The sequence below is a fragment of the Alteribacter aurantiacus DSM 18675 genome, from assembly GCF_000429705.1.
Taxonomy (GTDB): domain Bacteria; phylum Bacillota; class Bacilli; order Bacillales; family Salisediminibacteriaceae; genus Alteribacter; species Alteribacter aurantiacus.
Genome location: NZ_KE386943.1, coordinates 383,529 through 408,932, shown reverse-complemented (window position 1 = coordinate 408,932; position 25,404 = coordinate 383,529). Strand labels below are relative to the sequence as shown.

The 25,404-nt window shown below is 44.3% G+C and carries 21 protein-coding genes; 8 read left to right on the top strand and 13 right to left on the bottom strand.

The genetic code is table 11. The features are described from left to right. The first annotated feature begins 49 nt into the window (after positions 1-49). Together G476_RS0120450 and G476_RS0120445 are read left to right on the top strand one after the other, a co-directional pair. A complete protein-coding gene (locus G476_RS0120450; protein ID WP_026691733.1) occupies positions 50-601 on the top strand; it encodes a DUF6944 family repetitive protein in 552 nt (183 codons plus the stop codon). A 38-nt stretch (positions 602-639) separates the two neighbouring features. Further along, positions 640-1,335 (top strand): DsbA family oxidoreductase, encoded by a 696-nt coding sequence (locus tag G476_RS0120445; protein WP_026691732.1) that lies wholly within the window; start codon positions 640-642, stop codon positions 1,333-1,335. A gap of 135 nt (positions 1,336-1,470) precedes the next feature. Here the strand turns inward: G476_RS0120445 and G476_RS0120440 are convergent, their stop codons facing one another. From G476_RS0120440 to ilvE, 10 genes are all read right to left on the bottom strand, one after another. After that, entirely contained in the window at positions 1,471-1,929 is a 459-nt protein-coding gene (locus tag G476_RS0120440; protein ID WP_026691731.1) for a hypothetical protein, read from the bottom strand. Between the two features lie 173 nt (positions 1,930-2,102). Then, positions 2,103-3,071, bottom strand: coding sequence for a threonine ammonia-lyase (gene ilvA / locus G476_RS0120435; RefSeq protein WP_051314965.1), 969 nt, complete (start codon positions 3,069-3,071; stop codon positions 2,103-2,105). A gap of 28 nt (positions 3,072-3,099) precedes the next feature. Next, positions 3,100-3,681, bottom strand: a complete 582-nt coding sequence (leuD, locus tag G476_RS0120430) for a 3-isopropylmalate dehydratase small subunit (protein WP_026691729.1) — start codon at positions 3,679-3,681, stop codon at positions 3,100-3,102. 15 nt (positions 3,682-3,696) lie between these two features. Beyond that, the gene (gene leuC, locus G476_RS0120425; RefSeq protein WP_026691728.1) at positions 3,697-5,118 is read right to left on the bottom strand and encodes a 3-isopropylmalate dehydratase large subunit; all 1,422 of its coding nucleotides are present in this window, start codon (positions 5,116-5,118) and stop codon (positions 3,697-3,699) included. Between the two features lie 414 nt (positions 5,119-5,532). Continuing rightward, complete coding sequence (leuB, locus tag G476_RS0120420) at positions 5,533-6,639, bottom strand: 3-isopropylmalate dehydrogenase (RefSeq protein ID WP_026691727.1); 1,107 nt, start codon at positions 6,637-6,639, stop codon at positions 5,533-5,535. Between the two features lie 15 nt (positions 6,640-6,654). Continuing rightward, positions 6,655-8,199 (bottom strand): 2-isopropylmalate synthase, encoded by a 1,545-nt coding sequence (locus tag G476_RS0120415; protein ID WP_026691726.1) that lies wholly within the window; start codon positions 8,197-8,199, stop codon positions 6,655-6,657. Next, a complete protein-coding gene (ilvC, locus tag G476_RS0120410; RefSeq protein WP_026691725.1) occupies positions 8,186-9,226 on the bottom strand; it encodes a ketol-acid reductoisomerase in 1,041 nt (346 codons plus the stop codon). Before ilvC ends, G476_RS0120415 begins: the two co-directional genes overlap by 14 nt. A gap of 340 nt (positions 9,227-9,566) precedes the next feature. After that, entirely contained in the window at positions 9,567-10,091 is a 525-nt protein-coding gene (gene ilvN, locus G476_RS0120405; protein ID WP_026691724.1) for an acetolactate synthase small subunit, read from the bottom strand. Then, complete coding sequence (ilvB, locus tag G476_RS0120400) at positions 10,088-11,809, bottom strand: acetolactate synthase large subunit (protein ID WP_026691723.1); 1,722 nt, start codon at positions 11,807-11,809, stop codon at positions 10,088-10,090. The genes ilvN and ilvB overlap by 4 nt, the downstream gene beginning before the upstream one ends. 421 nt (positions 11,810-12,230) lie before the next feature. Next, positions 12,231-13,142, bottom strand: coding sequence for a branched-chain-amino-acid transaminase (ilvE, locus tag G476_RS0120395; RefSeq protein ID WP_026691722.1), 912 nt, complete (start codon positions 13,140-13,142; stop codon positions 12,231-12,233). A 531-nt stretch (positions 13,143-13,673) separates the two neighbouring features. Between ilvE and G476_RS0120390 the strand changes: the two genes are divergently transcribed. Next, positions 13,674-15,341: a glutamine--tRNA ligase/YqeY domain fusion protein gene (locus tag G476_RS0120390; protein ID WP_026691721.1), complete on the top strand. Its 1,668-nt coding sequence runs from the start codon at positions 13,674-13,676 to the stop codon at positions 15,339-15,341. A gap of 55 nt (positions 15,342-15,396) precedes the next feature. Here G476_RS0120390 and G476_RS0120385 read toward each other — a convergent pair whose 3' ends face one another. The 3 genes from G476_RS0120385 to G476_RS0120375 are packed head-to-tail and all read right to left on the bottom strand — an operon-like array spanning position 15,397 to position 19,153. Next, positions 15,397-16,551, bottom strand: a complete 1,155-nt coding sequence (locus G476_RS0120385) for a Ger(x)C family spore germination protein (protein WP_169720905.1) — start codon at positions 16,549-16,551, stop codon at positions 15,397-15,399. 8 nt (positions 16,552-16,559) lie between these two features. Then, on the bottom strand, positions 16,560-18,065 hold the full coding sequence (locus G476_RS0120380; RefSeq protein ID WP_051314964.1) for a spore germination protein: 1,506 nt from the start codon (positions 18,063-18,065) through the stop codon (positions 16,560-16,562). Then, positions 18,062-19,153, bottom strand: coding sequence for a GerAB/ArcD/ProY family transporter (locus G476_RS0120375; protein WP_035187508.1), 1,092 nt, complete (start codon positions 19,151-19,153; stop codon positions 18,062-18,064). Before G476_RS0120375 ends, G476_RS0120380 begins: the two co-directional genes overlap by 4 nt. Before the next feature lie 711 nt (positions 19,154-19,864). On the opposite strand from G476_RS0120375, the gene G476_RS0120370 reads away from it, so the two are divergent. From G476_RS0120370 to G476_RS22700, 5 genes are all read left to right on the top strand, one after another. After that, positions 19,865-20,536 carry a YqjF family protein gene (locus G476_RS0120370; RefSeq protein WP_245579708.1) on the top strand — a complete coding sequence of 224 codons (672 nt, stop codon included), beginning with the start codon at positions 19,865-19,867 and terminating at the stop codon, positions 20,534-20,536. Between the two features lie 65 nt (positions 20,537-20,601). Further along, complete coding sequence (gene nei, locus G476_RS0120365; protein WP_026691716.1) at positions 20,602-21,420, top strand: endonuclease VIII; 819 nt, start codon at positions 20,602-20,604, stop codon at positions 21,418-21,420. A 357-nt stretch (positions 21,421-21,777) separates the two neighbouring features. After that, positions 21,778-22,965 (top strand): ParM/StbA family protein, encoded by a 1,188-nt coding sequence (locus tag G476_RS0120360; RefSeq protein ID WP_026691715.1) that lies wholly within the window; start codon positions 21,778-21,780, stop codon positions 22,963-22,965. Between the two features lie 12 nt (positions 22,966-22,977). Further along, a complete protein-coding gene (locus G476_RS0120355) occupies positions 22,978-23,589 on the top strand; it encodes a hypothetical protein (RefSeq protein WP_026691714.1) in 612 nt (203 codons plus the stop codon). Between the two features lie 343 nt (positions 23,590-23,932). Beyond that, entirely contained in the window at positions 23,933-25,366 is a 1,434-nt protein-coding gene (locus tag G476_RS22700) for a M28 family peptidase (RefSeq protein WP_156906650.1), read from the top strand. The last annotated feature ends 38 nt before the right edge of the window (positions 25,367-25,404 follow it).

Here is a 25,404-nt window from a genome sequence, read left to right as displayed (position 1 = left end):
AAGTTCGATCTTTAACTTTTTCAGTGCCTTCGAAGGGAGGGAGGAGCCAATGACCACACATCAAGAACTCAGGTTGATTGGCAGTTGGGTGGAGGCAACTGGACAGTGGCTTGCAGCCATTGGAGCTACGGATCAAATCCGTGTAACAACGCAGGCTAACCAAGCTCTGGTGATCATCGGTGAATCTCTTCAGTCTGTGGGGAATGCTTTACAAGGAATCGCATCAAGTGGCATCAGTCAAACAGCTGCCTATATCGGGGCAGTAGGGGCGGGTGGAAGCGCAGTAGGAGCGGCGATTCAGCTTACTGGTAATCAAGAGGAGGGCCTTCAAACGGTCGTTGTAGGAGATGCTATGCAAGCGATTGGAGCAAGTCTTTCAAACGTGGAAGAGACTGAGGCTTTCTTGATTCTAACGAACCTACTTCAAATGATTGGCGCCACTTTGGAATCACTGGGAGCTTCCGTTCAATTGAGGAGCAATCAGACCACAGGGGCGGTCATTGGTGCGATCGGCAGTTGGTTCCAAGCAGCCGGGGGAACGGGTCAGGCTGTTTATTTAAAGAAGCAAGAGCAACTTGCTTGGTCTTTTCATCATTTATAAGAGATAATAAACGCAAACCTTATTTGGAGGAAGATTCAATGAATGTAGATGTTTGGTCAGATATCGTTTGTCCATTTTGTTTCATCGGCAAGCGTCGTTTTGAAAACGCCCTTAATCGTTTTGAACATAAACAAGCTGTTAGCCTAACTTTTAAAAGCTTTCAGCTAGACCCAAATGCCAAGAAAAATTCAGGCGAGTCCATGCATGAACTTTTAGCCTCGAAGTACAACATGAGCTTTGAGCAAGCACGTTCGACTACGGACAACGTAGCCGCTCAGGCAAAGGAAGTGGGGCTTGATTACGATTTTGACAACATGATTCCAACAAACACGGAAGACGCTCACCGACTAAGTCATTATGCGAAACAAGAAGGCAAGATGGACAAGGTGATGGAGCGAATTATGTATGCTTTTTTTACAGAAGGAAAAGATGTTTCCGACCATGATACCCTTGAAGAAATTGCAATCGATGCAGGGTTGGATAAAGAAGCAGTTAAACACGTCCTGAAAACCGATCAATACGGGGAGGATGTGCGGGCGGATCAAGCAGAAGGTGCGAAGATTGGTGTTCAAGGCGTACCGTTCTTTGTTTTTAACGGAAAATACGCGGTTTCAGGAGCCCAGCCAGAAGATGCTTTCTTGGACGTTCTTGAAAAGGTATGGGAAGAAGAGAAGCCCGTTCAGATGATGAATAGTCAAGGCGAGAACTGCAACGATGGCTCTTGTTCCATTTAATAGGCAAAAGAAAAACGCTCTAATCTGAGCGTTTTTTTGTTGTTTAAAATTCTTCTTACATGTGGATAACGACTTTTTGTGAAATTTTTATTCGTCTAGCTCGAGCTCGTGACTAAGGCGCTTTCGCTTTTGTACTTACTTAATGCTTTCAAGCTCGGATAAAAAATAATCCCGGTCTTCCATCTTGTCAATGTCGTCTGCGGCTTGCTCTGCTTTTTCGAGGTAGCGTTCGTACTGTATGCGGTCATTGGCTGTATGGTAGGCTCTAGCGATTGCTTCATAGGCAAAAGCAAGGTCGAAGTCTCCAATGCGGTTGTCTGTGCAAATCTCTAGGCAATGCTTGGCGTGATACAGTGCGCTTTCTGCCATTCCGGTTAGGGCGTATACCCTCGAGATTTGCCATTCGCCACGAGCAAATTCTATCGGTGTGCCAATTTCTCCCCAGTGAAATCGGGAAGCGTGAGCCATGTGGATCATAAGCAAATCATCGGCCGTTGTCCGCTCCTCTTTCTCAATCAAGTCCCATGTGGAGTTAAAGTTGTGTACGGCTTGCTTTTTGTGCCACTCTTGGACGGACAGGGTTTGATCGTTCATCGTAAATCCCTCCGCATAATATTGGTTAGGTATACTTCTCTATAGTCCTTGAAAGTCCTGCAAGTTTAAGGGAAAGGATGGTTTTAAAAGATATTGAAGCAACATCCTCTCCGAAAACAGATTAACAATAAGAAAACCCGCCCCCTTTTTAGTGGGGCGGGTGGTATCGCGTGTTATGCCAAACAAGACAGGAAGTGATTTCTTGCTAGTGTTTGGATGGCAGGTAATTTTGCTAAATCGACGTTGCCTCCGCTCACAACGACGCCACAATGCTTTGATGGAAGCTTAGCGCCATGTACGAGAAGGGCGGCAAGAGCGGCAGCCCCTGCTCCTTCTACAAGGCTCTTTTTTCTTTCAAGCATATACATCATTGCCGTGGCCAAATCGTTTTCTGTGACCGTGACAATATCATCCACGTACTCATGAATGACCGGTAGCGTCTTTGTGCCGGTTTTTTTAACCGCAATGCCTTCTGCAATTGTAGAAACAGTAGAAAGGGTCGTCGGTCCTTTCTTGTGAAAATGGTTGTAAGCCGCACTTGCTGTTCGTGCTTGCACACCGATGATTTGAATATCGGGGTTGATATGCTTCGCTGCAACAGCCATGCCTGCGATGAGGCCGCCGCCCCCAATCGGCACGATCAATGTATCGAGTAGGGGAGCGTCTTCGAGCATTTCAAGAGCAACCGTCCCTTGTCCCGCCATTACGTCAACGTCATCAAAGGGGTGAACGAAAGTCGCTTTCGTTCTAGCCTGTTCTTTGCAAGCAGCCTCGAAGGCTTCTTGGTATGACTCACCGACCAGTACCGTTTTGGCACCGTAGTTTTGCGTAGCAAGAACTTTCGCTTTCGGTGTTTTTTCAGGCATGAATATCGTTGCTTGAATGCCTTGTTTTTCAGCAGCAAGAGCAACCCCTTGGGCATGGTTGCCGGCAGATGCGGCGATTACACCACATTTGCATTCTTCTTCTGACAGTCTGGATAGTTTGTATCCGGCCCCCCGAAGCTTGAATGCTCCCGTCTTTTGCTGGTTTTCCATTTTCATGTACACCTGTTTTCCGGTCATCTTATTCATGGTAGTGGATGTGGTAAGAGGGGTACGATGGACATGTTCTTTCACGTACCGATGGGCCTCTAAAACCATTTGTCCTGTTAAGCAATTCCCAACGTCTTCACGCTCCTTGTTCAAATTGAGTGATTTTTTCTTCTAAGGTTAAGGTGATGGAGATGTCATCCCATCCATTAAGCAACATTTCTTTGTGGTACCCAGGGATGGAGAACGATGCTTCAAAGCCTTGATCGTCGCGAACAGATTGATTTTCTAAGTCTACTGTAATGGAGTAGATCTGTTCGGCTCCTTTTTTCAATAACGTTTCGACCTCGTCTTCCTTTAATTCCACCGGCAAGATTCCGTTCTTTACACAGTTGTTGTAAAAGATATCGGCAAAACTAGGGGCAATGATTACTTTAAAGCCATAGTCTTCAAGGGACCATGGGGCGTGTTCCCTTGAGGATCCACATCCGAAGTTATCTCCTGCCACTAGAATGGTAGAGTTTTCGTATTTGTCTTCGTTTAAGACGAAATCTTTTCGTGGAATTCCGTCATCATCAAAGCGCCAGTGGTAAAAAAGAAACTGGCCAAACCCTTGTCGTTCAATTCGCTTTAAGAATTGTTTCGGGATGATTTGGTCTGTATCGACGTTAGCTCGATTTAGAGGGGTTACAACGCCTTTATGGGTGCGTATTGGCTCCATTAGATTTTTACCTCCTTATGATTGAACAGGTTGAGCAGTGAATGTTCTGACGTCTACAAAGCGACCTTCAACAGCAGCAGCAGCAGCCATCTCAGGACTCACCAGGTGGGTTCGTGCACCGTTTCCTTGTCGACCTTCAAAGTTCCGGTTCGAGGTGGAAGCACAACGTTCACCAGGTGGGATGACATCGTCGTTCATAGCAAGGCACATGCTGCATCCTGCTTCTCTCCACTGGAATCCTGCTTGTTTGAAAATGACGTCGAGCCCTTCTTTTTCTGCTTCTGCCTTTACGGTTTTAGAGCCAGGGACGACGAGGGCGGTGACGTTAGGGTTCACTTTTTTCCCTCTTACAACGCCGGCTGCTTTTCGTAAATCACCGAGTCTTGAGTTTGTACACGATCCGATGAAGACGTGTTCCACAGATACAGAGGAGATAGGCTGATTGGCTTCAAGCCCCATGTAATCAAGAGCACGGCTGATTTCATCTTTTTCACCGGGCTTTTCTTTAGACGCAGGATCAGGAACATTGGCGCTTATCGGGATACACATGCCAGGGTTTGTACCCCATGTCACTTGTGGCTCGACTTGATCGGCATTGATTTCGACGGTGGCGTCGTATTCGGCACCTTCATCTGTAGCCAGTGCTCGCCATTCTTCAACTGCTCGGTCAAAGTCAGCCCCTTTAGGAGCGTGACGACGATCGCGCAAGTAGTCAAACGTTGTATCGTCAGGAGTGATCAGACCGGCACGGGCACCTGCTTCAATGCTCATGTTACAAACGGTCATTCGTTCTTCCATGGTGAGGTTGCGGATGGCTGCACCTGTGTACTCAATCACATAGCCGGTCCCGAAACGAACGCCGTATTTGCCGATAATAGCGAGAATCAAGTCCTTTGCCGTGACACCTGTACCGAGTTTGCCGTTTACTTTTACGTTTAACGTCTTCGGAGGTGCTTGCCAAAGGGTTTGAGTGGCCAGAACGTGTTCCACTTCACTTGTTCCAATACCGAAAGCTAGAGCGCCGAATGCGCCGTGAGTGGACGTATGACTATCTCCACAAACGATCGTTTTACCTGGTTGGGTAAGGCCGAGCTCTGGTCCGATGACGTGAACGATTCCTTGATCCGGGTGGGTGATATCCGCAAGGGGAATCCCGAATTCATCACAGTTACTTTTAAGAGTTTCCATTTGTTTTTTTGATATGGGATCGTTGACGACCAACTGATTGATGGTTGGTACGTTATGATCCATTGTGGCAAACGTACGATCAGGTCGTCGTACAGTACGGCCCTTCATTCTGAGTCCTTCAAAGGCTTGGGGAGAAGTGACTTCATGAATGAGGTGGAGATCGATGTAGAGGAGGTCTGGTTTGCCTTCTTCTTGGTGTACTTGATGTTGTTCCCAGATTTTTTCTACGATCGTTTTTGGTTGTGCCATTGTATCACTCCTTAAGTCTGACTTTTTGTTTATAATGAGTTCTAAAATGAAGAAGTTGTTAGATGTAACTAGTACGCCCTTCGCTTTCCGCGGGGCGCCGGTGAGCCTCCGGGTGCTACGCACTCCGGGGTCTCACCTTGCCACCAGCTCCCGCAGGAGTCTCAGGCGTTCTAGTTACATCAATCTCTTTTGAAATGGTGAACTTCTCAAATGCTAGCTTCTGTATCACTAACTTTCGTAATACAGCTCCGACGTGTGGAGTTAGCGCCAGAGTCTCAGGTACTTAGGCTGCATAATCAATCTTGCAAGAGTAACTTCTATAAGGCTATGAGTACTAAACTGTATACCAAACAACCATTTAATATAATGGGAGGAAGGGGGTGGGTGGACCTCCTGTCCTTGTTGATTGGGTTATTACGTATAGCAGTGCATGATGCAGTCGGATGTGCTTTCTGACTTGATATATTCAACGACTTTTTCGGTCATTTCTTTTGTGCGTAGCTTTTGGCCGTCTTTTACTTGCAGGTCAGCTGTATGATAGCCGCGGTCCAGTGCTTCTTTTACGGCGTTTTCGATAATCCCGGCCTCATGATCGTAGCCAAAGGAGTGGCGGAGCATGAGGGCAGCAGATAAGATCATGGCCAGTGGGTTGGCAATCCCTGTTCCGGCAATGTCAGGAGCTGAGCCGTGCACCGGTTCATAGAGACCAACGCCGTCTTCTCGTACACTTGCAGATGGAAGCATGCCTAGCGATCCAGTAAGAACAGATGCTTCATCGCTCAAGATGTCACCAAACATGTTTTCAGTGACGATGACATCAAACTGAGATGGGTTGGTAATGAGCTTCATAGCAGCCGCATCCACGAGAAGGTGCTCCACCTCGACGTCAGGATACTCTGCTTTTTTCTCTTCTACGACTTCACGCCACATCTTACTCGACTCAAGAACGTTGGCTTTATCGACTGATGTGAGTCGCTTTTTTCGAAGTCTTGCACTTTCAAATGCTTTATCTACGATTCTCTCGATTTCGAATCGGGAATAGGCAAGAGTATCAACAACGGATTGGCCGTCATTTTGACGTTCACTCGGTGTACCGAAGTACAAGCCTCCTGTTAATTCACGAACGATGAGAAGGTCGCTGTCTTTTACCACTTCTTCTTTTAATGGAGAGGCGTGAAGGAGCTTCTCGAATCCTTTAACAGGACGGAGGTTGGCAAATAGGCCAAGCTCTTTACGAATCCCAAGAAGTCCTTTTTCAGGTCTTAAGTGTGACGGGTACGTATCCCATTTTGGTCCACCAACGGCTCCTAAAAGGATAGCGTCTGCCTCTTTACACGCTTCAACGGTTTTATCGGGGAGGGGGGTGCCGTGGTCGTCTACGGCACTTCCTCCGATGGCATGTGATTCAAAGGAGAAGGAGTGATTGTACTCTTCACTGACTGCCTCCAGGACGGAAACCGCCGCCTCGATTACTTCCTGACCGATCCCGTCACCGGGTAAAAGTACGATTTTTTTAGCCATCCTCTATTCCTCCTTTTATAGTTGAGCCGCTCTCTTGGGCTCGTGGGTTTTATTAAACAAGTAACGGTTAACGGCGTTTAAGAAAGCTCTTGCGGAAGCTTCCAAAATATCTTGAGCTGTTCCGCGGCCACTCACATCTTCTCCATTCACGTACATCTGAACGTACACATCAGCAAGGGCGTCTCGACCTTTACCGACGGAGTTGAGTTGAAAATCTGTGAGGTTAATTTTCTCTTCAATTAGTGCTTCTAATGTGTTGTAGAGAGATTCTACGCTTCCTTGCCCGGTTCGAGCTGTTTCCACGTGTTCTCCTTCAGGTGTATGAAGGGCGACCGTGGCAGTTGGAAGATTCGACGATCCGTATTGGACTTGGAACGCGCGAAGCTCGTATTTTTTCACATTCGTCACAGTCGTTTGAATATCTGTGAGAATGGTAGCCAAGTCTTCTCCGGTTACTTCTTTTTTCCTATCTGTAAGGGACTTGAACGATTTAAACGCTTCGTTTAATTTCTCATCGGACAAGTCATACCCTAGTTGTTCAACTTTATCTTTAAACGCTCGTCGTCCTGAATGTTTGCCGAGGACGAGATTGTTTGATTCCACCCCTACTAGAGAAGGAGTGATAATCTCATAGGTGGACGCATTCTTTAGAACACCGTCTTGGTGAATGCCGGACTCGTGAGCAAAGGCGTTCCGGCCGACCACGGCTTTGTTGCCTGGAACGACCATGCCTGTTAGCTTCGAGACCAGGTCACTTGTTCTCTTGATTTCTTTTAACACAAGGTTTGTTGTAAACGGGTATTGATCTTTTCGGATGTTAAGTGCAACAGCGATTTCTTCCAATGCTGCATTACCAGCACGTTCACCGATGCCGTTTATCGTTCCTTCTACTTGAGTTGCGCCGTTCTCAATCGCGGCAATGGAGTTTGCCACTGCCATGCCGAGGTCGTCGTGGCAATGAGCGGATAGCTCTACACGATCGATATTTGGAACCCGCTCTCTGACCGTTCGAAACAGGCGGCCATATTCTTCAGGTGTAGCGTAGCCGACCGTATCAGGAAGGTTAATGACAGTCGCACCTGCGTCGATAACTCGTTCAATGATCTTAACAAGGAAGTCCATGTCAGAGCGGGTGGCATCTTCAGCGGACCACTCCACTTGAGGGAACTTTTGTCTTGCGTAAGAAACCATTTCAACGGCCTGCTGAGCGACTTCCTCCGGTGTTTTCTTTAACTTGTGTGTCATGTGAATCGGGGAGGTAGCAAGGAAGATGTGAAGCCTTGGTTCAGCTGCCCCTTTTAACGCTTCCCACGCTGTATCGATATCCGATTTTTTTGCTCTTGCAAGACCTGTGACACTGGCATGTTTGATCGTATCGGCTACCGCTTTTACTGCTTCAAAATCACCTTGGGAGGAGGCGGGAAAACCGGCCTCCATAATATCGACTCCGAATCGTTCCAGATGCTTCGCAATTTCAAGCTTTTCTAGCTTGTTGATATTCACTCCCGGGGACTGTTCGCCATCGCGCAAGGTGGTATCAAAGACTTTAACGTGGGGCATTCGAGACCACTTCCTTTTTGGATTTTTTAGGCTGTTGTGCTGCTTTTACAAATGGCATCAATTCACGTAGTTCACGTCCGACTTTCTCGATTTGATGCTCGCTTTCTCGTTTATTCACGGCGTTGAACTGAGGGCGGTTCACTTGGTTTTCAAGGATCCAGCCTTTTGCAAACTCACCGTTTTGGATATCTTCGAGTACTTCTTTCATACGCTCTTTCGTTTCAGCATTGACTACGCGCGGACCGGAAACGAAGTCACCCCACTGGGCCGTGTCGGAGATGGAGTAGCGCATGCCTTCCATTCCACCTTCGTACATAAGGTCTACGATCAGTTTAAGTTCGTGTAAACATTCGAAGTAGGCAACTTCTGGTTGGTATCCAGCTTCGGTTAATGTTTCAAATCCGGCTTTTACAAGACTTGTGAGTCCTCCGCAAAGGACAGCTTGCTCTCCGAAAAGATCAGTCTCTGTTTCTTCTTGAAACGACGTTTCGAGGATCCCTGCACGTCCTGCTCCAATTCCTTTTGCATAAGCAAGGGCAATCTCTTTTGCCTGACCCGTGTAGTCTTGCTCAATGCCGAAAAGGGCAGGAACACCGGCTCCTTCAGTGTACGTTCGTCTAACAAGGTGTCCCGGCCCTTTTGGAGCTACGAGGAAAACATCCACGTTTGAAGGAGGGACTACTTGGTTGAAGTGAACGTTAAAGCCGTGGGCGAAAACGAGAGCGTTTCCTTCATCCAAGTTCGGTTTGATGCTTTCTTCGTATACTTTTGGTTGATGCTCGTCAGGGAGGAGGACCATGACAACGTCTGCTTGAGCCGTTGCTTCTGCCACTGTTGCTACTTGAACGCCGTCTTCAACGGCTTTGTCCCATGACTTTCCTTTTCTTAGGCCTACTACTACGTCAAAGCCGGATTCTTTTAAGTTGAGTGCGTGTGCGTGTCCTTGGGAACCGTATCCGATTACAGCTACTTTCTTTTCTTTTAAAACCTCTTCTTGGATGTCGTTATGATAAAGTACTTTTGCCATGATTAATCTTCCTTTCGATTTTGGGTTTGGTTGTCTCGGCTCTGCTCGGCTATTCTTGTCTGTTTTTTCTACTGAGATATGATTGAAGCTTACGTGCCCTTCGCTTTCCGTGGCGGTGCCGACAAGCCAGTCGAACACCCTGCTTCTTCCTCTGCAAGTAACGCTTCGTAGTGTTCTGCGTCGAAGCAACTCGCAGAGACTCACGATGTAAATGCTCGTCACTGCCACAGGAGTCTCGGGCACTCCAGCTTCTTAATTACTTGTTTAAAAGCAATAGTGTTCCAAAGGACATCCTATTATTGGGGTTTGTGTTACGCCCTCATCTTATAAATCACTATTTTTATTTCACAATAGCTGAATAGGAGTTCAGCTCTGCTACTTGAGGTTGTTGGCCTCGGAGGAATGCGGTCATTCCGGTTCTTGCAATTTCTTTGATTCCGTAGGGACGGAGGAGGTCGATTAAGGCCTCGATTTTCTCCGGCTTTCCGGTTACTTGAATGGACAAGCTATCTTTACTCACATCGATAATCGATGCTCTGAACGGCTCAATAATCCCTTTCATTTCATTGATCAGGTGACCGTTACTGACCACTTTAATGAGAGCGAGCTCCCTGGCTACAATGGCCTTGTCGGTGATGTCCGACACTTTTAGTACATCGATTTGCTTGTGGAGTTGTTTTGTCAATTGCTCAAGCTTTTGAGCGTCGGCGATTTCCACGACGAATGTCATTTTGGAAATGCCTTCTGTTTCGGTTTTACCAACAGAAATGCTTTCGATATTAAACTGCCTTCGTTGCATCAGTCCTGTCAGGCGATTTAATACGCCACTTCGATCCTGGACGAGTGCAGTGATGATTCGTTTCATGGTTTCACCCCTATCATTTCGTGAAGCCCTTTTCCTGGAGCAATCATCGGATAGACATTTTCTTGTTGAAGAACTCTAGCATCTACAACGACCGGGCCGTCATAGGCAAAGACTTCAGGGAGCACTTTTTCGAATTCTTCTTGGCTGTCGACCTTCAACGCCTTTAAGTAATAGCTTTCGGCGAGTTTAACGAAATCAGGCTGACAGCTGAGAAGGGACTCGGAGTACCGCTTATCATAGAAGGCTTCTTGCCACTGGCGTACCATACCTAGAGCCTCGTTATTGACGATGATGATTTTTACAGGAAGGTCTCGTTCTTGAAGAACGCTTAGTTCCTGCATGGTCATTTGGAATCCACCGTCTCCAACGATGGCAACGACCGTTTTATCCGGTTCGGCGAGTTGTGCCCCAATGGCTGCTGGGAAACCAAAGCCCATTGTGCCAAGGCCTCCTGATGTAACCCAGCGATTCGGTTTGTTGAAGGAGTAGTATTGAGCAGCCCACATTTGGTGTTGACCAACATCGGTTGTGACAATGGCTTCTCCGTTTGTAACTCTGTGAATGTTCTCCATCACCCACTGTGGACACATTTCCTGTTCAGGCTTGTTGTACCAAAGGGGATACGCTTTTTTGTTTACGTTCAATTTTTCCATCCAATCTACGTGATTTGGACGTTCAAATGCTTGACGATGAAGCTCTTTTAGGGCTTCTTTTGCATCTGACACGATCGGAATATGGGTGGTCACGTTTTTACCGATTTCTGCAGGGTCGATATCTATGTGAGCAACCGTCGCATGTGGAGCGAAGTGTTTCAGGTTTCCTGTAAGTCGGTCATCAAATCGTGCACCTACATTGATAAGCAAATCACATTCATAAAGGGCCATGTTCGCTGTGTAGGTCCCGTGCATTCCTGCCATCCCTAAAGAGAGAGGACTGTCACCGGGGAAGCAACCTAGCCCGAGTAGCGTTGTTGTTACAGGTAGTGAGTGATGTTCTGCTAAAGTACGAAGCTCCTCTGATGCCTTACCGTGAATCACTCCTGCACCTGCTAAAATAACCGGCTTTTTCGCATTAGCCAAAGCGTCTGCTAGCTTTTTAACCTGTAAAGGATTCGGTTTCATGGTCGGTTGATAACCGGGAAGGTAAAAGGAATCATCATAGCGGTCATCACAAGGATTTGCGCTAATGTCTTTTGGTATATCAACTAAAACTGGACCTGGTCTGCCTGTGCTTGCGATGTGAAAGGCCTCTTTTACAATGCGAGGAAGATCCCTTACGTCTTGCACTTGGTAATTCTGTTTTGTAATTGGCGTTGTAATCCCCATTACGTCAGCCTCTTGGAAGGCGTCAGTACCAACGACTGTTCTTGCTACTTGGCCGGTAAAAACAACGAGAGGGAGGGAGTCCATCATGGCATCTGCAATCCCTGTGATTAAGTTTGTTGCCCCAGGTCCTGATGTTGCGATTACGACACCAGGTTTACCTGATACTCTGGCGTAGCCTTCTGCTGCGTGAATGGCACCTTGCTCGTGTCGTGTGAGGATATGAACAAAATCATCCTCAGCTCGGTAGATCGCATCGTAAATCGGTAATACCGCACCTCCTGGGTAACCAAAAATCGTGTCTACCTTTTCCTCAACCAGCGTTTGGATGAGAAGGTCTGCTCCCGTCTTCGTCTGAACAACAGCTTCACGGTTTGCTTTTGCTTCTAAATTCACGTTTTCATCCCTCCTGTAGTCAGAATAATCAATTAATTATTTGTACGACGTCCCCATGGAACGAAACTTTCGAGTATATAACTAAAAAAGTCCCTTCCTCTCGCGTCAAACCACACGCTTGCGGTTCAACGGGGAGAAAAGGACTTCCTTTTCACGGTACCACCCGGTTTTGCAGCATTTTCGCAAATGACTGCCTCAAAGAGCTGGCGATTGCACCAGTTCCTTTTTGATAACAGGTAGTCTTGATGCTACCTGATTAAGCCTACTACCAAAGAGGGTTCAGCTTAACACTCGGGGATGATGTCGAAGTAGGGTGCATTTCCGGGCTTCCAGCAACCCCGGCTCTCTGTAAATGCAACGTATCTACTTCTTTATTCCCTTCAACGTTTTCGTTATATCCACTTTTCAAAGTCGTCAATGCTTAGCTTACGTGTGAGCGTTTCTCTTCTTCGTTGTAACATTTGACACCGTCTTGTGTGACTAGCTTGCGAAATTCGGACAGAAGGTGATTGGTGACTTTACCAGGCTTTCCATCCTGAATCTTTCTTCCGTCTACTTCTACAACTGCGATGACTTCAACAGCTGTTCCAGTTAAGAAAACTTCATCAGCCACATAAACATCGTGTCTAGTGAACGGTGATTCCTTTAATTCGTACCCTTTTTCACGAGCCAGATCGATAATGGCGTTACGTGTAATGCCTTCGAGTGCTCCTAAATAAACAGGAGGGGTGTAAATCGTACCGTTTTTGATGATGAAGATGTTGTCGGCAGAACCTTCTGTAACATACCCTTGATCATTAAGCATCAAGGCTTCATCAACTCCGGCTTGATTGGCTTCAAGCTTAACCAAAATATTGTTTAAATAATTCAATGATTTTACTTGAGGGCTTAACACGTCCGGTCTATTTCTTCGGCTTGCAACACTGCCTACTCGAAGTCCCTTCTGGTATAGTTCCATCGGAAAGAGGGCTAGCTCTTCAGCTATAACGATAACCCGTGGTTGTGAGCAAAAAGTAGGATCCAATCCGAGGTTGCCGGCACCGCGGGATACGACCACGCGGATGTATGCACTCTCAAGTTTGTTTTTGCGGACAGTCTCGACAATAATCTGTTCCATCTCCTCCTTCGTGTATGGAACATTTAACATGATGGACTGAGCCGAGTCGTAAAGCCTGTGGATGTGCTCGTCGAGTTTAAAGACATTGCCGCTGTAAACTCGAATTCCTTCGAACACCCCGTCTCCGTATAGAAAACCGTGATCGTAAACCGATACGACGGCATCTTCTTTTTTGACAAATTCGCCACTCAGATAAATCCATTGAGTGTTACTCATACATAACCACTCCTTTCCTTTAGTGTTTGAACGCTTTAATTCGGTGAAACTTGATGTTAAAGAAAGAACCTTTGTCAGATCTTCATGTTTTGAAGTTCGAAAAGGCCATTCATCAAAAAATCGATTGGAAACACCCGCTACTGTTAGCGGGGTGTTTATTTCGTTTGTGATGTTGACGATAATCTTACAACCATCGAAAACGAAGGTCAACAGGTTTTTTTAAATAAATCTGACTATTTTAAATAATAAAACGGAAAAGGGTAGCAAAACCGTTGGGGCAAGCGAGGTCGAAAGTTTTGTGTTTCAAAATGTAAATTTTTTCGAAGCGCTTACATGAGCGTCCGCTCAGTATTTTAACTGTAAAATCATCTCAGGAGAGGAAGGGAACATTCCCTCTCTTGAATAGGACAACTGGAATCATCTATGCAGCTTCTGTCGGAATCTATATCTAAACGTTTAAACATGTTACTATAAGTACATAGTAGAGGTATCTTAGGTACCTGATAAGAATCGATAGAGAGGTTGAATGCTATGGAGAACAAGGAGACTTCTTCCAATTTTATAAAAACGATTATGCAAGAAGACTTGCGTTCCGGAAAACACAGTGACATTATCACTCGTTTCCCACCAGAGCCAAACGGCTACTTACATATCGGACATGCCAAGTCGATCGCCCTTAACTTCGGATTAGCTGATGAATTTAACGGGAAAACGAACTTGCGGTTTGATGACACAAACCCGTTAAAAGAAGATCAAGAGTATGTAGATGCCATTAAAGAGGACGTTCAATGGCTTGGGTTCGAATGGGATGGCTTACACTTTGCATCTAATTACTTTGAGGAAATGTACGAACGTGCCATTTTACTTATCAAAAAAGGAATGGCGTATGTGGAGGACCTATCCATTGAAGAGATTCGTGAGTATCGAGGGACGTTGACTGAACATGGTAAAGAAAGCCCATCTCGTTCACGAAATGTCGAAGAAAACCTTGATCTCTTTAAACAAATGAGAGACGGAAAGTTCGGCAACGGTGAAAAGGTTCTTCGTGCGAAAATTGATATGAGTTCCGGTAACATGAACATGCGTGACCCGGTTCTATACCGAATTTCACACACGACGCATCACAATACTGGTGACTCATGGTGCATTTATCCGATGTACGCTTTTGCTCATCCGTTGGAAGATGCCATTGAAGGTGTCACTCATTCCATTTGTACAACGGAATTTGAAGAGCAGCGCCCATTATACAACTGGGTTGTTGAACATACAGATATGGCGGTTCAACCTCAGCAGATTGAATTTGGTCGCTTAAACATTACTAACACGGTCATGAGTAAGCGTAAATTGAAGCAGCTCGTGGATGAAGGTGTTGTCGATGGTTGGGACGATCCTCGCCTTCCTACGATCTCAGGTCTCCGCAGACGAGGCTTTACACCTGAAGCCATTCGTGAATTTATTTACGAAACAGGGGTTTCTAAAGGAAGCGGCGCTGTTGACGTTCAAATGATGGAGCACTTTATTCGAGAAGACTTGAAAATGAAGGCTCCACGTACGATGAGTGTCATTCGACCTCTTAAAGTAGTGATCACGAACTATCCTGAAGGGGAAAGTGAAATGCTGGAGGCGGAAATCAATCCTGAAAATCCTGAGATGGGGACGCGTCAGATTCCGTTTTCTCGTGAAATTTATATTGAGCAGGAAGACTTCATGGAAGAGCCTCCGAAGAAGTACCATCGCCTTTATCCAGGAAATGAAGTTCGCCTAAAGCATGCTTATTTTATTAAATGCGAGGATTTCGTGAAGGATGAAGAGGGGAATATTGTCGAACTTCACTGTACGTACGACCCTGAAACGAAGAGTGGCTCAGGCTTTACAGGACGTAAAGTAAAGGGAACGATTCACTGGGTGGATGCAAATGATTCTAAAGCATCCGAGTTTCGCCTTTACGACTCACTCATCCTTGACGAGGATGAAGAAGAAGAAGGAAACGAGGAAAAGACGTTTATGGATCGAATCAATCCTGAGTCTCTTGAGATTCTGCAAGGGTTTGTTGAATCCAACATGGACGTAAAGCCTCAAGATAAGTTCCAGTTTTTCCGACACGGGTATTTCAATGTCGACCCTAAGCATTCGACAGCAGAAAAGCCTGTCTTTAACCGAATTGTGTCACTGAAAAGTTCGTTTAAATTTAAAAAATAAGTCAAAAAAGCCTGTTCCCTGATTCATTTCATAGGGAACAGGCTTTTTTCAGTATTCATTTGGGAAGGTGAAGTTTTTCAGAACCTGAATGAATGATCGTGGCTTCGACATTAATCTCTTTTAGTATATCCTGAGTCAGTTCAAGTTCTCCTTGCTCGTTTGTAAGTTGCTCCCATTGTTCAGGATCTTCTCTATACAGGCTATGTGAGAGGTTGTAGATATCGGCACCTATTTCAACGCCTTTTTCAAACGTATGTCTGATCTGGCTTTCTACCACTTTGCCGAGGTTTTCATTTAGAAACTGTTCGTCTACCTCTTCTGCCAGCTCAATAACCATTCCTGATACAGCAAGCTCAATTGAAAAAGTAACAAATTCACCGGTAATTTCAGGGACTACTTTTAATTTTGGATCAGAAACAATCACTGTGGCGACAGGCTTGTCATTTTTCCGTATAATAGTCGGGTTTCTTCCGGCTTCCTCATCTATAAAAGACAATCCGTTAATGTCAGCCTCACCAAGACTGCCTTTATAAGAATTTTGTGTTAGAAATCCCGCCTTATTTAAACTCAGGTTCCTTTGGAAATCAAGAGGGGTGTACCACTTTTCCCGGACGATGCCCACAGATGGGAGGATTAGGGTCCTTCCCGGGTCGTACAATTCTGCTTCAAAACGACTTTTGCGAATAGGGGCGACGCGTGCACTCTGTTCGTAACTCTCAACAGGATCACCCAAAAACGAATAGAGAATACTGGTCTGCATCACAGGAAAAGTTCCTAGTATCTCATATACTGGATCAGACGTGATGAACATCCACAAGGTGGGTCTGATTTCATAGTATCTAGAAAAGTCATCGAGTACACTTTTAAAGTTTTCATCCAATAACCGTTCATGAAAAACAGCAGAAGAAAGGTGGCCCCAATAAATTCTTCTTTGGGTTGAAATGTATAAGTTATGAATCGCTGCCACCACCGAATCCCCTGTTCCTTTGGCGATTTTCACATTTTCATGTCTGTTTCCGTTAGTCCCTCCACTGTTACCATCTTCCCCACCGCCGGCAAAGTTGATAATCTGTCCATAGACAACATATTTTCCATCTTCATAATCTACACCTATAGAGTGGATGTAATATTGCCCTTCCAGTTCCTTTGAATCCCAGCAACCTCCCATAGTGAGACAAGTGAGACAGAGAAGAAAAACTTTGATTATCATGCTAAGCCTCATTGGGTGTTCCCCTGCCTTTCATCATCATCCGTATGAAGAATTGCAGGTCTCTTCGTCTGTTTCTTCCATGGAATTTTGAATATGCTTTTCATCCAGTCCCCTACCCTCATTGGTCCAAGTGGTACCATATACGGAATTGAATAGGAGCGCAGATTACAAACGTACAGTAGGATAAAAAAAGCACTGATAAAAAAGCCGAACAGACCGAGCGCAGCGGAACTTAGCAGTACAAAGAAACGCAAAATAGTTATGGTACCTTGTAAGGCCTGGCTGACCAGAGTAAAGGTAGCTACTGCAGAAGTAGCTACAACAACAACCATAGCAGGATTAGTTAAACCGGCGTTGATCGCAGCATCTCCAATAATTAAGCCCCCGACAACGGCGAGTATCTGTCCAATCGCAAGGGGAAGCCGGAGTCCGGCTTCGCGGAATAATTCAAATAGGCCTACAAGAACGAAGGCTTCCAGCGCTGTCGGTAAAGGGACTCCCTGTCTGGTTTCCGCTACACTTGCCAACAAAATAAACGGGATCTGATCTTGGTGAAAGGCAGATAGGGCAACCCAAAATCCAGGGAGAAACGCAGCTACTGATAGACCTGCAATTCTCAGGATCCTCTCCAGACTGTTGTAATGCCAGCTATATTCCGCATCTTCAGCCGTTTTTAAGAAAAGGGTGATGTTCACCGGTGCCACAATGGCCTGGGGAATGCCATTGACAAGCATTACAAACCGCCCTCTCAATAACGCATCGCACACATAATCTGGTCTTCCGGAATTCTGATACATAGGAAAGAGTCTGAAAGATGATTCACTGAGCAATTCTTCAAGCTGCTGAGAGTTTAAAATTGCGTCGATTTCAATCTTTTCAAGTGATTGACGAATGTGGTCGATCATTTGAGGTCTGGCTATATCCTCCATATACAGAAGAGCGACTTTGGTTTGGCTCCTTTCTCCAAGTACAAACATTTCACATGACAAGGATGTGGTCTTTAGCCTTTTGCGAATGAGTGCAAGGTTCACGTCAATTTCCTCAATAAATCCGTCTCTTGGCCCGACTACAGATATCTCATTGTTTGGTTGCTCAGGCCTCCTTTGTGGATGTTGCGAAATATCGATGACAAATGCTTTGTTGGAGCTTTTCTCAAAAAGAATTAAATCACCGTTAAACGCCTTGTCAATAACTTGATTCATGCTGTTTATCCTTTTAAAGGTAGAGTTCTTCCGATATGTATCCAGGTCTTTTTCAAAACCGAAGTGAGCTTCTATAGTTGGTATGACGGTTTTATTCAGTAATTCAACATTTGTAAGTCCTTTTGTGTAGATTAACAGGATCTGGGAAGAAGGGTGCTCATTGAATTGATAATCTTCTACGACTACATCGCTACACTTTTTAAATGCTTTTCTGATTTCTTCTTCCGAAACAGCATGATCATACTTCTGAGGGAGGGGCGAATTTGTTTTGGTTTCAGGTTGGGCCTTTTTCCTTTTGCGAAAAAAAATCATTTTTTTGCAACTCCTTTCGTTTTAACCAAGATAATCATGAGTAGGAGCAATGAAATCACAAACAAAAAAGCAAATGAGAAAGGAAGGAAGGATGTCTGGATAAACATAATAAACTGCATATCTGAAAAAGGTAAATAAAGGGAACAAATGAGGATTACAGAGAGAAAAGCCAGCCCGATGACCCTGTTCCTACCAGGTTTTATGTCGAGAAGGTCCACAATAATAAAAAACATGAGTGAAATCCTTATAAATGCCCCTGACAGCCATTGGTATATGGAGAGAAAATCCACGTGCTCGATATATCGGCCCATCGTTACAAGATTCCATTGCTGATAGGCAGGAAAGCGAAGCTGCTTCAACTGCTCTACACCGAATGCAGCAATACCTCCAGTGAGTGGGCCAAAAGAGAGACCGCCTAAGAAAACGACGATCAAGGCCACTTGCCAATATTTATAACGGGATTTTACACGATGCTGGATAAGAAGGAGGAGAAAAAGCTCTGCTAGTCCAGCTCCTGGGTAAATCATTCCCTTTATGACTGGCTGGAATCCATGTTCCAAAACAGGGGTTAATAAAGAATAATCCTTAACCGGCATATTTATAGACGCCACATAAATGCCAAAAATAATAATGACCGGCAAAAGAAGAATATTTAAAATCGCCAACGTGCGGATGTTGGTAATGGCTGTGCAAAAGCATAGAAGGACGTAAGTAATTACCAGCACCAACTTCGGCGTGTTCGGTAAGTACGACACATTTGTCCAAGTGACAAGGTCATTCAGAGTGACCACGGCAAGGGAGAGTAAAAAGAGAATAAGGACGAATACGAATATGTTTGCTGTAATAATGCCGGTATGATCAATCAGCCAATTGTATACGTTTTTTTGATTGGTCTTTTTATTGATAAAGACAATAATATACACCCACAGAAGCGCAATTATGGTTGAAAGCAATATGGAAATCCAACCGTCTCTCCCTGCAACTTCTGTTAATGGCGGAAGAATAATCACATGGTTTAGGAGACCTACTGATGTGATGAAAATAGCCAATGTATGAAAAATGTTAATTCGCTCATTTTTTTGGTGCATGGTTAGACCCCGCTTATTGTTATTACTTGTAGCATCCTCGTTAATTACACAAATATGCATAATTTGGAATCTGAGAGTTTAAATACATTGAATACGATTAGAGAAGGAATCAAATAGAGGTTAAGAAGACAAAAACCGATCGTAATTCTAACTAAGAGGTGTTTATTAATCTTTTAAAGGTCTGTTGATTCTAAACATTGAACAGAATAATAGAAGGATTTTAATCGAATGGTGATAAAGAGGCGGTTCTTGAATAAAAAGTGATGTAGAAGCATGCTCTCAGCCTTCGAAGAGGAGCATGTTTTTATTACAGGATCTTGAAAGTTTATTCATTTTCATGAATGATCCTAGGCATGATAATTAGTTGTACATATTAAATAAGAAGAAAGTAGGTTTATACTGAATTAGGTTAGTGTGGAATTACTATTGTTATACCAGAGATAAAAGTGCCAATAAAACCTATATGTAGCCATGAGCTACTCAGAGTCCTCTTAATCGCAGGCTCCCAGATGAATACGAAATACTGTGGATATCTTTAATACTGATAAAAAGCGTTCTTTAAAAAGAACGGAGGGAAGTCACTTATCCACATGTTGATTGATTTGATTTAAATAAGGGCATTGATAATGTAGATGATTTTGAAAGAGAGGTGGCGAGATGTTAAAGGAAACGTCTCACCGACCCTTTTTACCACCTAAGGGCCCGTGGATTATGAAACAAGTATGGAACGATTTGTTGTTTGCTCACTGGAAAGTGAATGCTGCACAACTTGAGGACAAGCTTCCTGAAGGTATGGTGTTGGACACTTGGAGGGAAGAAGCATATGTAGGAGTTGTTCCTTTTGCTATGGATCACGTGAGGGGACGGTGGATCCCTCCCATTCCTTTTGCCAGCTCATTGCTTGAATTGAACGTGAGGACATATGTCACGTATAAAGGTGTGCCTGGTGTGTATTTCTTTAGTTTGGACGCAAACCACAGGCTTGCTGTTCAAACTGCTCGGCGTTTCTTTCACCTTCCTTATTATTTTTCCAAAATAAGTATCCGCAGGGAAGGAAAAGGTGTCTTTTTCTCATCAGAAAGGCAGAGTGATTCAGTTGGGACCTTTTCAGCGTCTTATGAACCGGTGGGAACCCCTTTTGTTTCAGCTCCAGATTCATTAGAATACTGGCTGACGGAGCGGTACTGTTTATTTACGTCTCACAAGGAGAAGATCTATCGAGGTGACATCCACCATCTACCATGGAACCTTCAAAAAGCGGATGCCACATTTATAGACAATAGAGTAGCTCTTACACATTCGATTTACCTCCCAGATCATGACCCAATTCTTCATTATTCAACAAACCAAGAAGTGATTTTTTGGAAGCTTACGCCATTTTAACCCGTTACTCCCTCATTCTATAAGAATTTAGGACTACAAAATGAGTGAAAAGAGAGGTGATACCTATGCCGGAAGGTCCGGAAATTCGTCTTGCAGCCGATCGAGTTGAAAAAGCCCTCTCTACTTTGCCCTTACTGGATGTTTTCTTCGCTTTTGATCACTTAAAAAGCTTTGAGTCAGCGCTAATTGGGTCTCATGTGTTGCAGGTGGATACGAAAGGGAAAGCCATGCTCACTCGCTTTGACAACGGGTATACCCTATATTCCCATAATCAACTGTATGGGAAGTGGGTGATTAAAAAAGCGTATGACTATCCGAAGACAAACCGTCAACTACGCCTTGCACTTCACAATGAAAAGAAATCAGCATTTCTGTATAGTGCTTCTGATATTGAGGTTTTACGGGACGAAGAGGTGTCTGCTCACCCTTTTGTGAGTAGGGTAGGGCCTGATATCCTTAGTGAACCAATCACTCCTGATGCCCTTTTGGAGCGATTTTTGTCAAAGCCTTTCGTTGGTAGAAGGTGGTCAGCACTACTCCTTGATCAGTCGTTTATTGCAGGTATCGGCAATTATCTACGTAGTGAGATCTTATTTGTAGCCAAAATTCCTCCTTCTTTTCGCCCAAAGGACTGCACAAGCTTGCAGTTGACGGCGGCATCACATGCCGTCATTGATTTAATGACACAATCCTATAAAACTCGTGGAATTACGACAGATTTAACAATTGTCGATCGACTAAAAGATCGGGGTGTACCGAGAAAACATTATCGACACTGGGTTTTCAATAGAGAAGGGGAGTCTTGTCGTATTTGTGGATCTGAAATCAAACGAATTACTGCTAACTCTAGGCGACTTTATTTCTGCCCAGAATGTCAAACGTAGTTTTATGGGGGTAGGGAAGGAGGGCAGATCTAGCATTCTTTTTACAAAAAGAGTAAGTGGGAAAGGGGCCTTTTTACTTAACTACTCATGTGTACAAAAATGTATACAAGTAAACAAAAACGTAAACACGGTGTATACAATAATGTTTACATGTATACAATACTGTACACTTGTTGGTATATAAGTATGTGTACATGTTTGTGTACATGTTTACGTATTTGTATACAAGTATACGTTTTTGAATACAACTAAAGGATCATTGACGTATCTATGAACCTGATATACTCTTTTAGTAAATGGTACAAGTTGCTATTTTTTACCTTAACTATTCATTTATTTATGAAGGGATGATGAAAATTGAGTAAATCAAGAATCGCTGCAGTAGATGTAGGGAACGACTCTGTTAAAGCATTATTTGGAAAGGCGGATGCAGAATTCTACATACCAAACGTCATTGCAAGAGATGTTGAAGATCGTCCTGTAATTGGAATTGAAGAATTAGATGATAAAGATCCGTTGGATGGCATTCATATTCGTGTCCACTCCCCTGCCCTATCAGAAAACAATGTGATTTATCGTGTTGGTAATCTAGCAACGAAAGCGGACAACGCTACTGAGCTCGATCCGGGAAGCAGTAAATCAGAAGAAGATCAAACATTGGTGATGTTGTTTGCATCATTAGCATTAGATGCAGTAAGCGATAACAACAAAGATTTATTTAGAAAGAATAATAATGTAGTAGAAGCCAACTACACTCTTGGTACAGGATTGCCTTTGCGTGAAGTAAAAGAAGGTAAAGATGTTGGGTATCGCTCTCAATTGTTAAGCTCTGTACACCAAGTGGAGTTCCTCGTTACACCTAAGTATCAAGGAATTAAAGTAAACATTAAGTTTGATGAAGTGAAAGTGTACCCTGAAGGTTTCGCTGCTTACATTAACTTGGTGATGGACAAAGACTTGAACATTATTAACCGTGACTTGATTGACAAGCAGATTTTAATTCAAGACATCGGTGGTTTGTCTACGGATATCGCTGTTATTCGCAACCGAAACGTTGATGATGATAAAGCACAAGGTTTCAACATCGGTGTGTCCGAGTCTTTAGAGCAGATTCGCGAAGAAATCCGTTCTAAGCACGGTGTAGAGCTTGATAGTCGTCGTGATGTAGTAGACATTCTTACGAAGAAGAATGATCGCAATCACATTATGGTCAAAGGAAGCCGTACGAGCGTTCATGATATTACTGACCGCATTCTTTTGGAACTGGCGAAAAAACAATACCGTCACTTACGTAATGTATGGGCGAAAAACTCTCAAACAGAAATCTGCTACTTTGTTGGTGGCGGAGCGATGGTATTGAAAGACTACCTAAAGACGTTAAATAACAATTTGGATGGTTATAACATCGACTTCTTTGAAGATGAGAAAGAAAGTATTTGGATGATGGCCAATGCTTACTACAAACTCATCTCCGATTCTGTTCGTAAAAAGCAAAAAGCGGATGAGAAAAAAGGCAAAGAAGAGAAAAAGACAGTAAAAAACTAATCGGGTGATTCCATGGCTAAAAAGGGGACAAGCGGAATAGAAAGAGGGCAGGCGATTACTTTTCGTTTGCCTTCCGATACACCTGACCATCTCATCAAGCAGTTACAAGAGTTAAAAGAAACAGAGAAACGGAATTTTTCCAGTAAGATTGCACAATTTGCACTCGATGGGGTTAACCAGTCGATTCAAAGAGAGCGAGAAACGATCACGATTCCTTTGCCCAAGGGGCTAAGTAAAGAGCAACGTAACTGGATTAAGCACGCACATTCAGAAGCGTTACTTGGAAATATTGTGTATCAGCTTCTTGCTGACCCTATGAGAGCATCATCTGTACTTGCTTCACTCAACAGCCACTCCTTAGACATTGATCAGGCATTATACCTTCAGGAAGGGCCACCAGGGCCGTTTAATCATGGTGGGGAGCAACACCCTCCCCGAGAGTCCGGAATGGATTCTGGGGCCGATGAGAGCCGGATGGGTGAGTCTGAATTTGATGATCAACTCGACCAGTTCGATTGGAACCAAGCGAGGGAAGAACAAGCTTCTTCAAATGAAGATGAGGAGCCTGAAGAGGAAAGTGCAGACGATTTGCTTGGGGGCTTTTTGGATCGTATGAATCGTTAAGGAGAGAGTCACAGCCAATGTGGGCTGTGGCTTTTTCTATTTTTGTGTAGGGTCAATAAGTCATGGATGAACGACTTATTTTACTTAATAGGCCTACTATTCTACATAATAGACCTACTATTTTACGCAAGCGGTCTTTTATTTTCCTCATTCACCTCATTATTTTCCCCAATCCCTTCCTCTTTGGTAAATCCATTCTCTGGTCGTGGGTAAAAAGGCATTTTTATAACTGAATTTTCAGAATTAAAGGTCCTATGGTCTATTGGCAAGATTAGCCTGTCCATCGAAACTAGAATAGTAGATTACTATTTCGTATTTCTAAATGATGAACAGGAGGGTATTTATGAAAAAAGTTGTCGCTACTGTTTTAGCATCTTTAATGGTTTTAACGGTTCCTATGGTAGGGTTGGGTGGAAATTCTTTAGGATCAGGGCAATCTGCTTATGCAGAGGCACCAGGTCAATCAGGATCGGCTTTTGACAAAAGAATCACCCAGAGATTTGATACAGACCGTGTAATGGATCATATTTATCACCTGACTGAGGAAATCGGCCCTAGGGTTGCGGGAACAGACGAGGAAAAAGAAACGGCTACATATATTCAAGAGCAGTTAGAGGACTATGGGTATGAGGTTTCAACCGAGGAGTTTGATATTGCGAACCGACTTTCAGGGACGTTGGTCAGTGGTGATGAGGAGTTTGCTATCCGGATTTCTCCTGGATCTGCTTCCACAGATGAGGAAGGCATTTCGGGCGACGTTGTTTACTCCGGTTTAGGCCTTGGAGCAGGTGATTTCCCAGCTGAGGTGGACGGAAACATAGCGTTAGTTCAACGAGGAGAGATTCCATTCTGGGATAAGGTTTATAACGCCCAAGAGGCTGGTGCTGTCGGGGTCATTATTTTTGATAACGCAGAAGCCCTTGTACCACCTACACCGAGCTTAGGAGCAAACCAAGCGGATGTTCCTGTGGTAGGTGTTACGAAAGCTGATGGAGAAAGCTTGCTTAATAATGGTGGAACGGCAGTTATTACTATCGGTGAAGTAACCGATCAAGTATCACAAAACGTCATTGCTGTTAAAGAACCTAAGGGTAAAAAATCAGACGATCCTGAAATCGTTTATGTCACGGCTCACTATGACAGTGTTCCTTACTCTCCAGGCGCTAGTGACAATGCATCGGGAACGGGTGTAGTCCTAGAACTGGCGAGAATTATGGCCCCTTATCCAACTGAAAAAGAAGTTCGCTTTGTTTTTGTAGGAGCTGAGGAAATCGGACTTGTTGGATCACGATATTATGTTAGCCAGCTAAGTGAAGGTGAGATTGCCCGTAGTGCGGCAAACTTTAACTTGGATATGGTAGGTACGAACTGGGAGCCAGCCACAAGCCTATATGTAAATGTCGTAGACGGTGCGCCGAACCAGGTTTGGCAGTCTGCCAGTGCCGCAGCTGAGAGACTGGGAAATGATTCTCTTGTTTTATTTGAACGAGGGGCATCCGATCACGTTGCTTTCTATGAAGCGGGAATAGATGCTGCCAATTTCATCAGAAGAGAGCCTGGAACGGCTGCTTTAGAGCCTTGGTATCATACCCCATTTGATACAATCGATAAGATCAGTGAAAGCCGAATAAAAGAAGGTGGACAACTTATTGGTGCGGCAATCTATGACTTCGCCCGAAAAGAACATCCTGGTAAAGGGAAGTCAGGTCATAGAAGAGCACCTGTTTCAGGTGAATATCTGTTGAATGAAGATCAAGTTGCCCCACAATCAAGATAAGGGTCCAAGATTCATAGCCACCTGTTAATCCAAGTGGA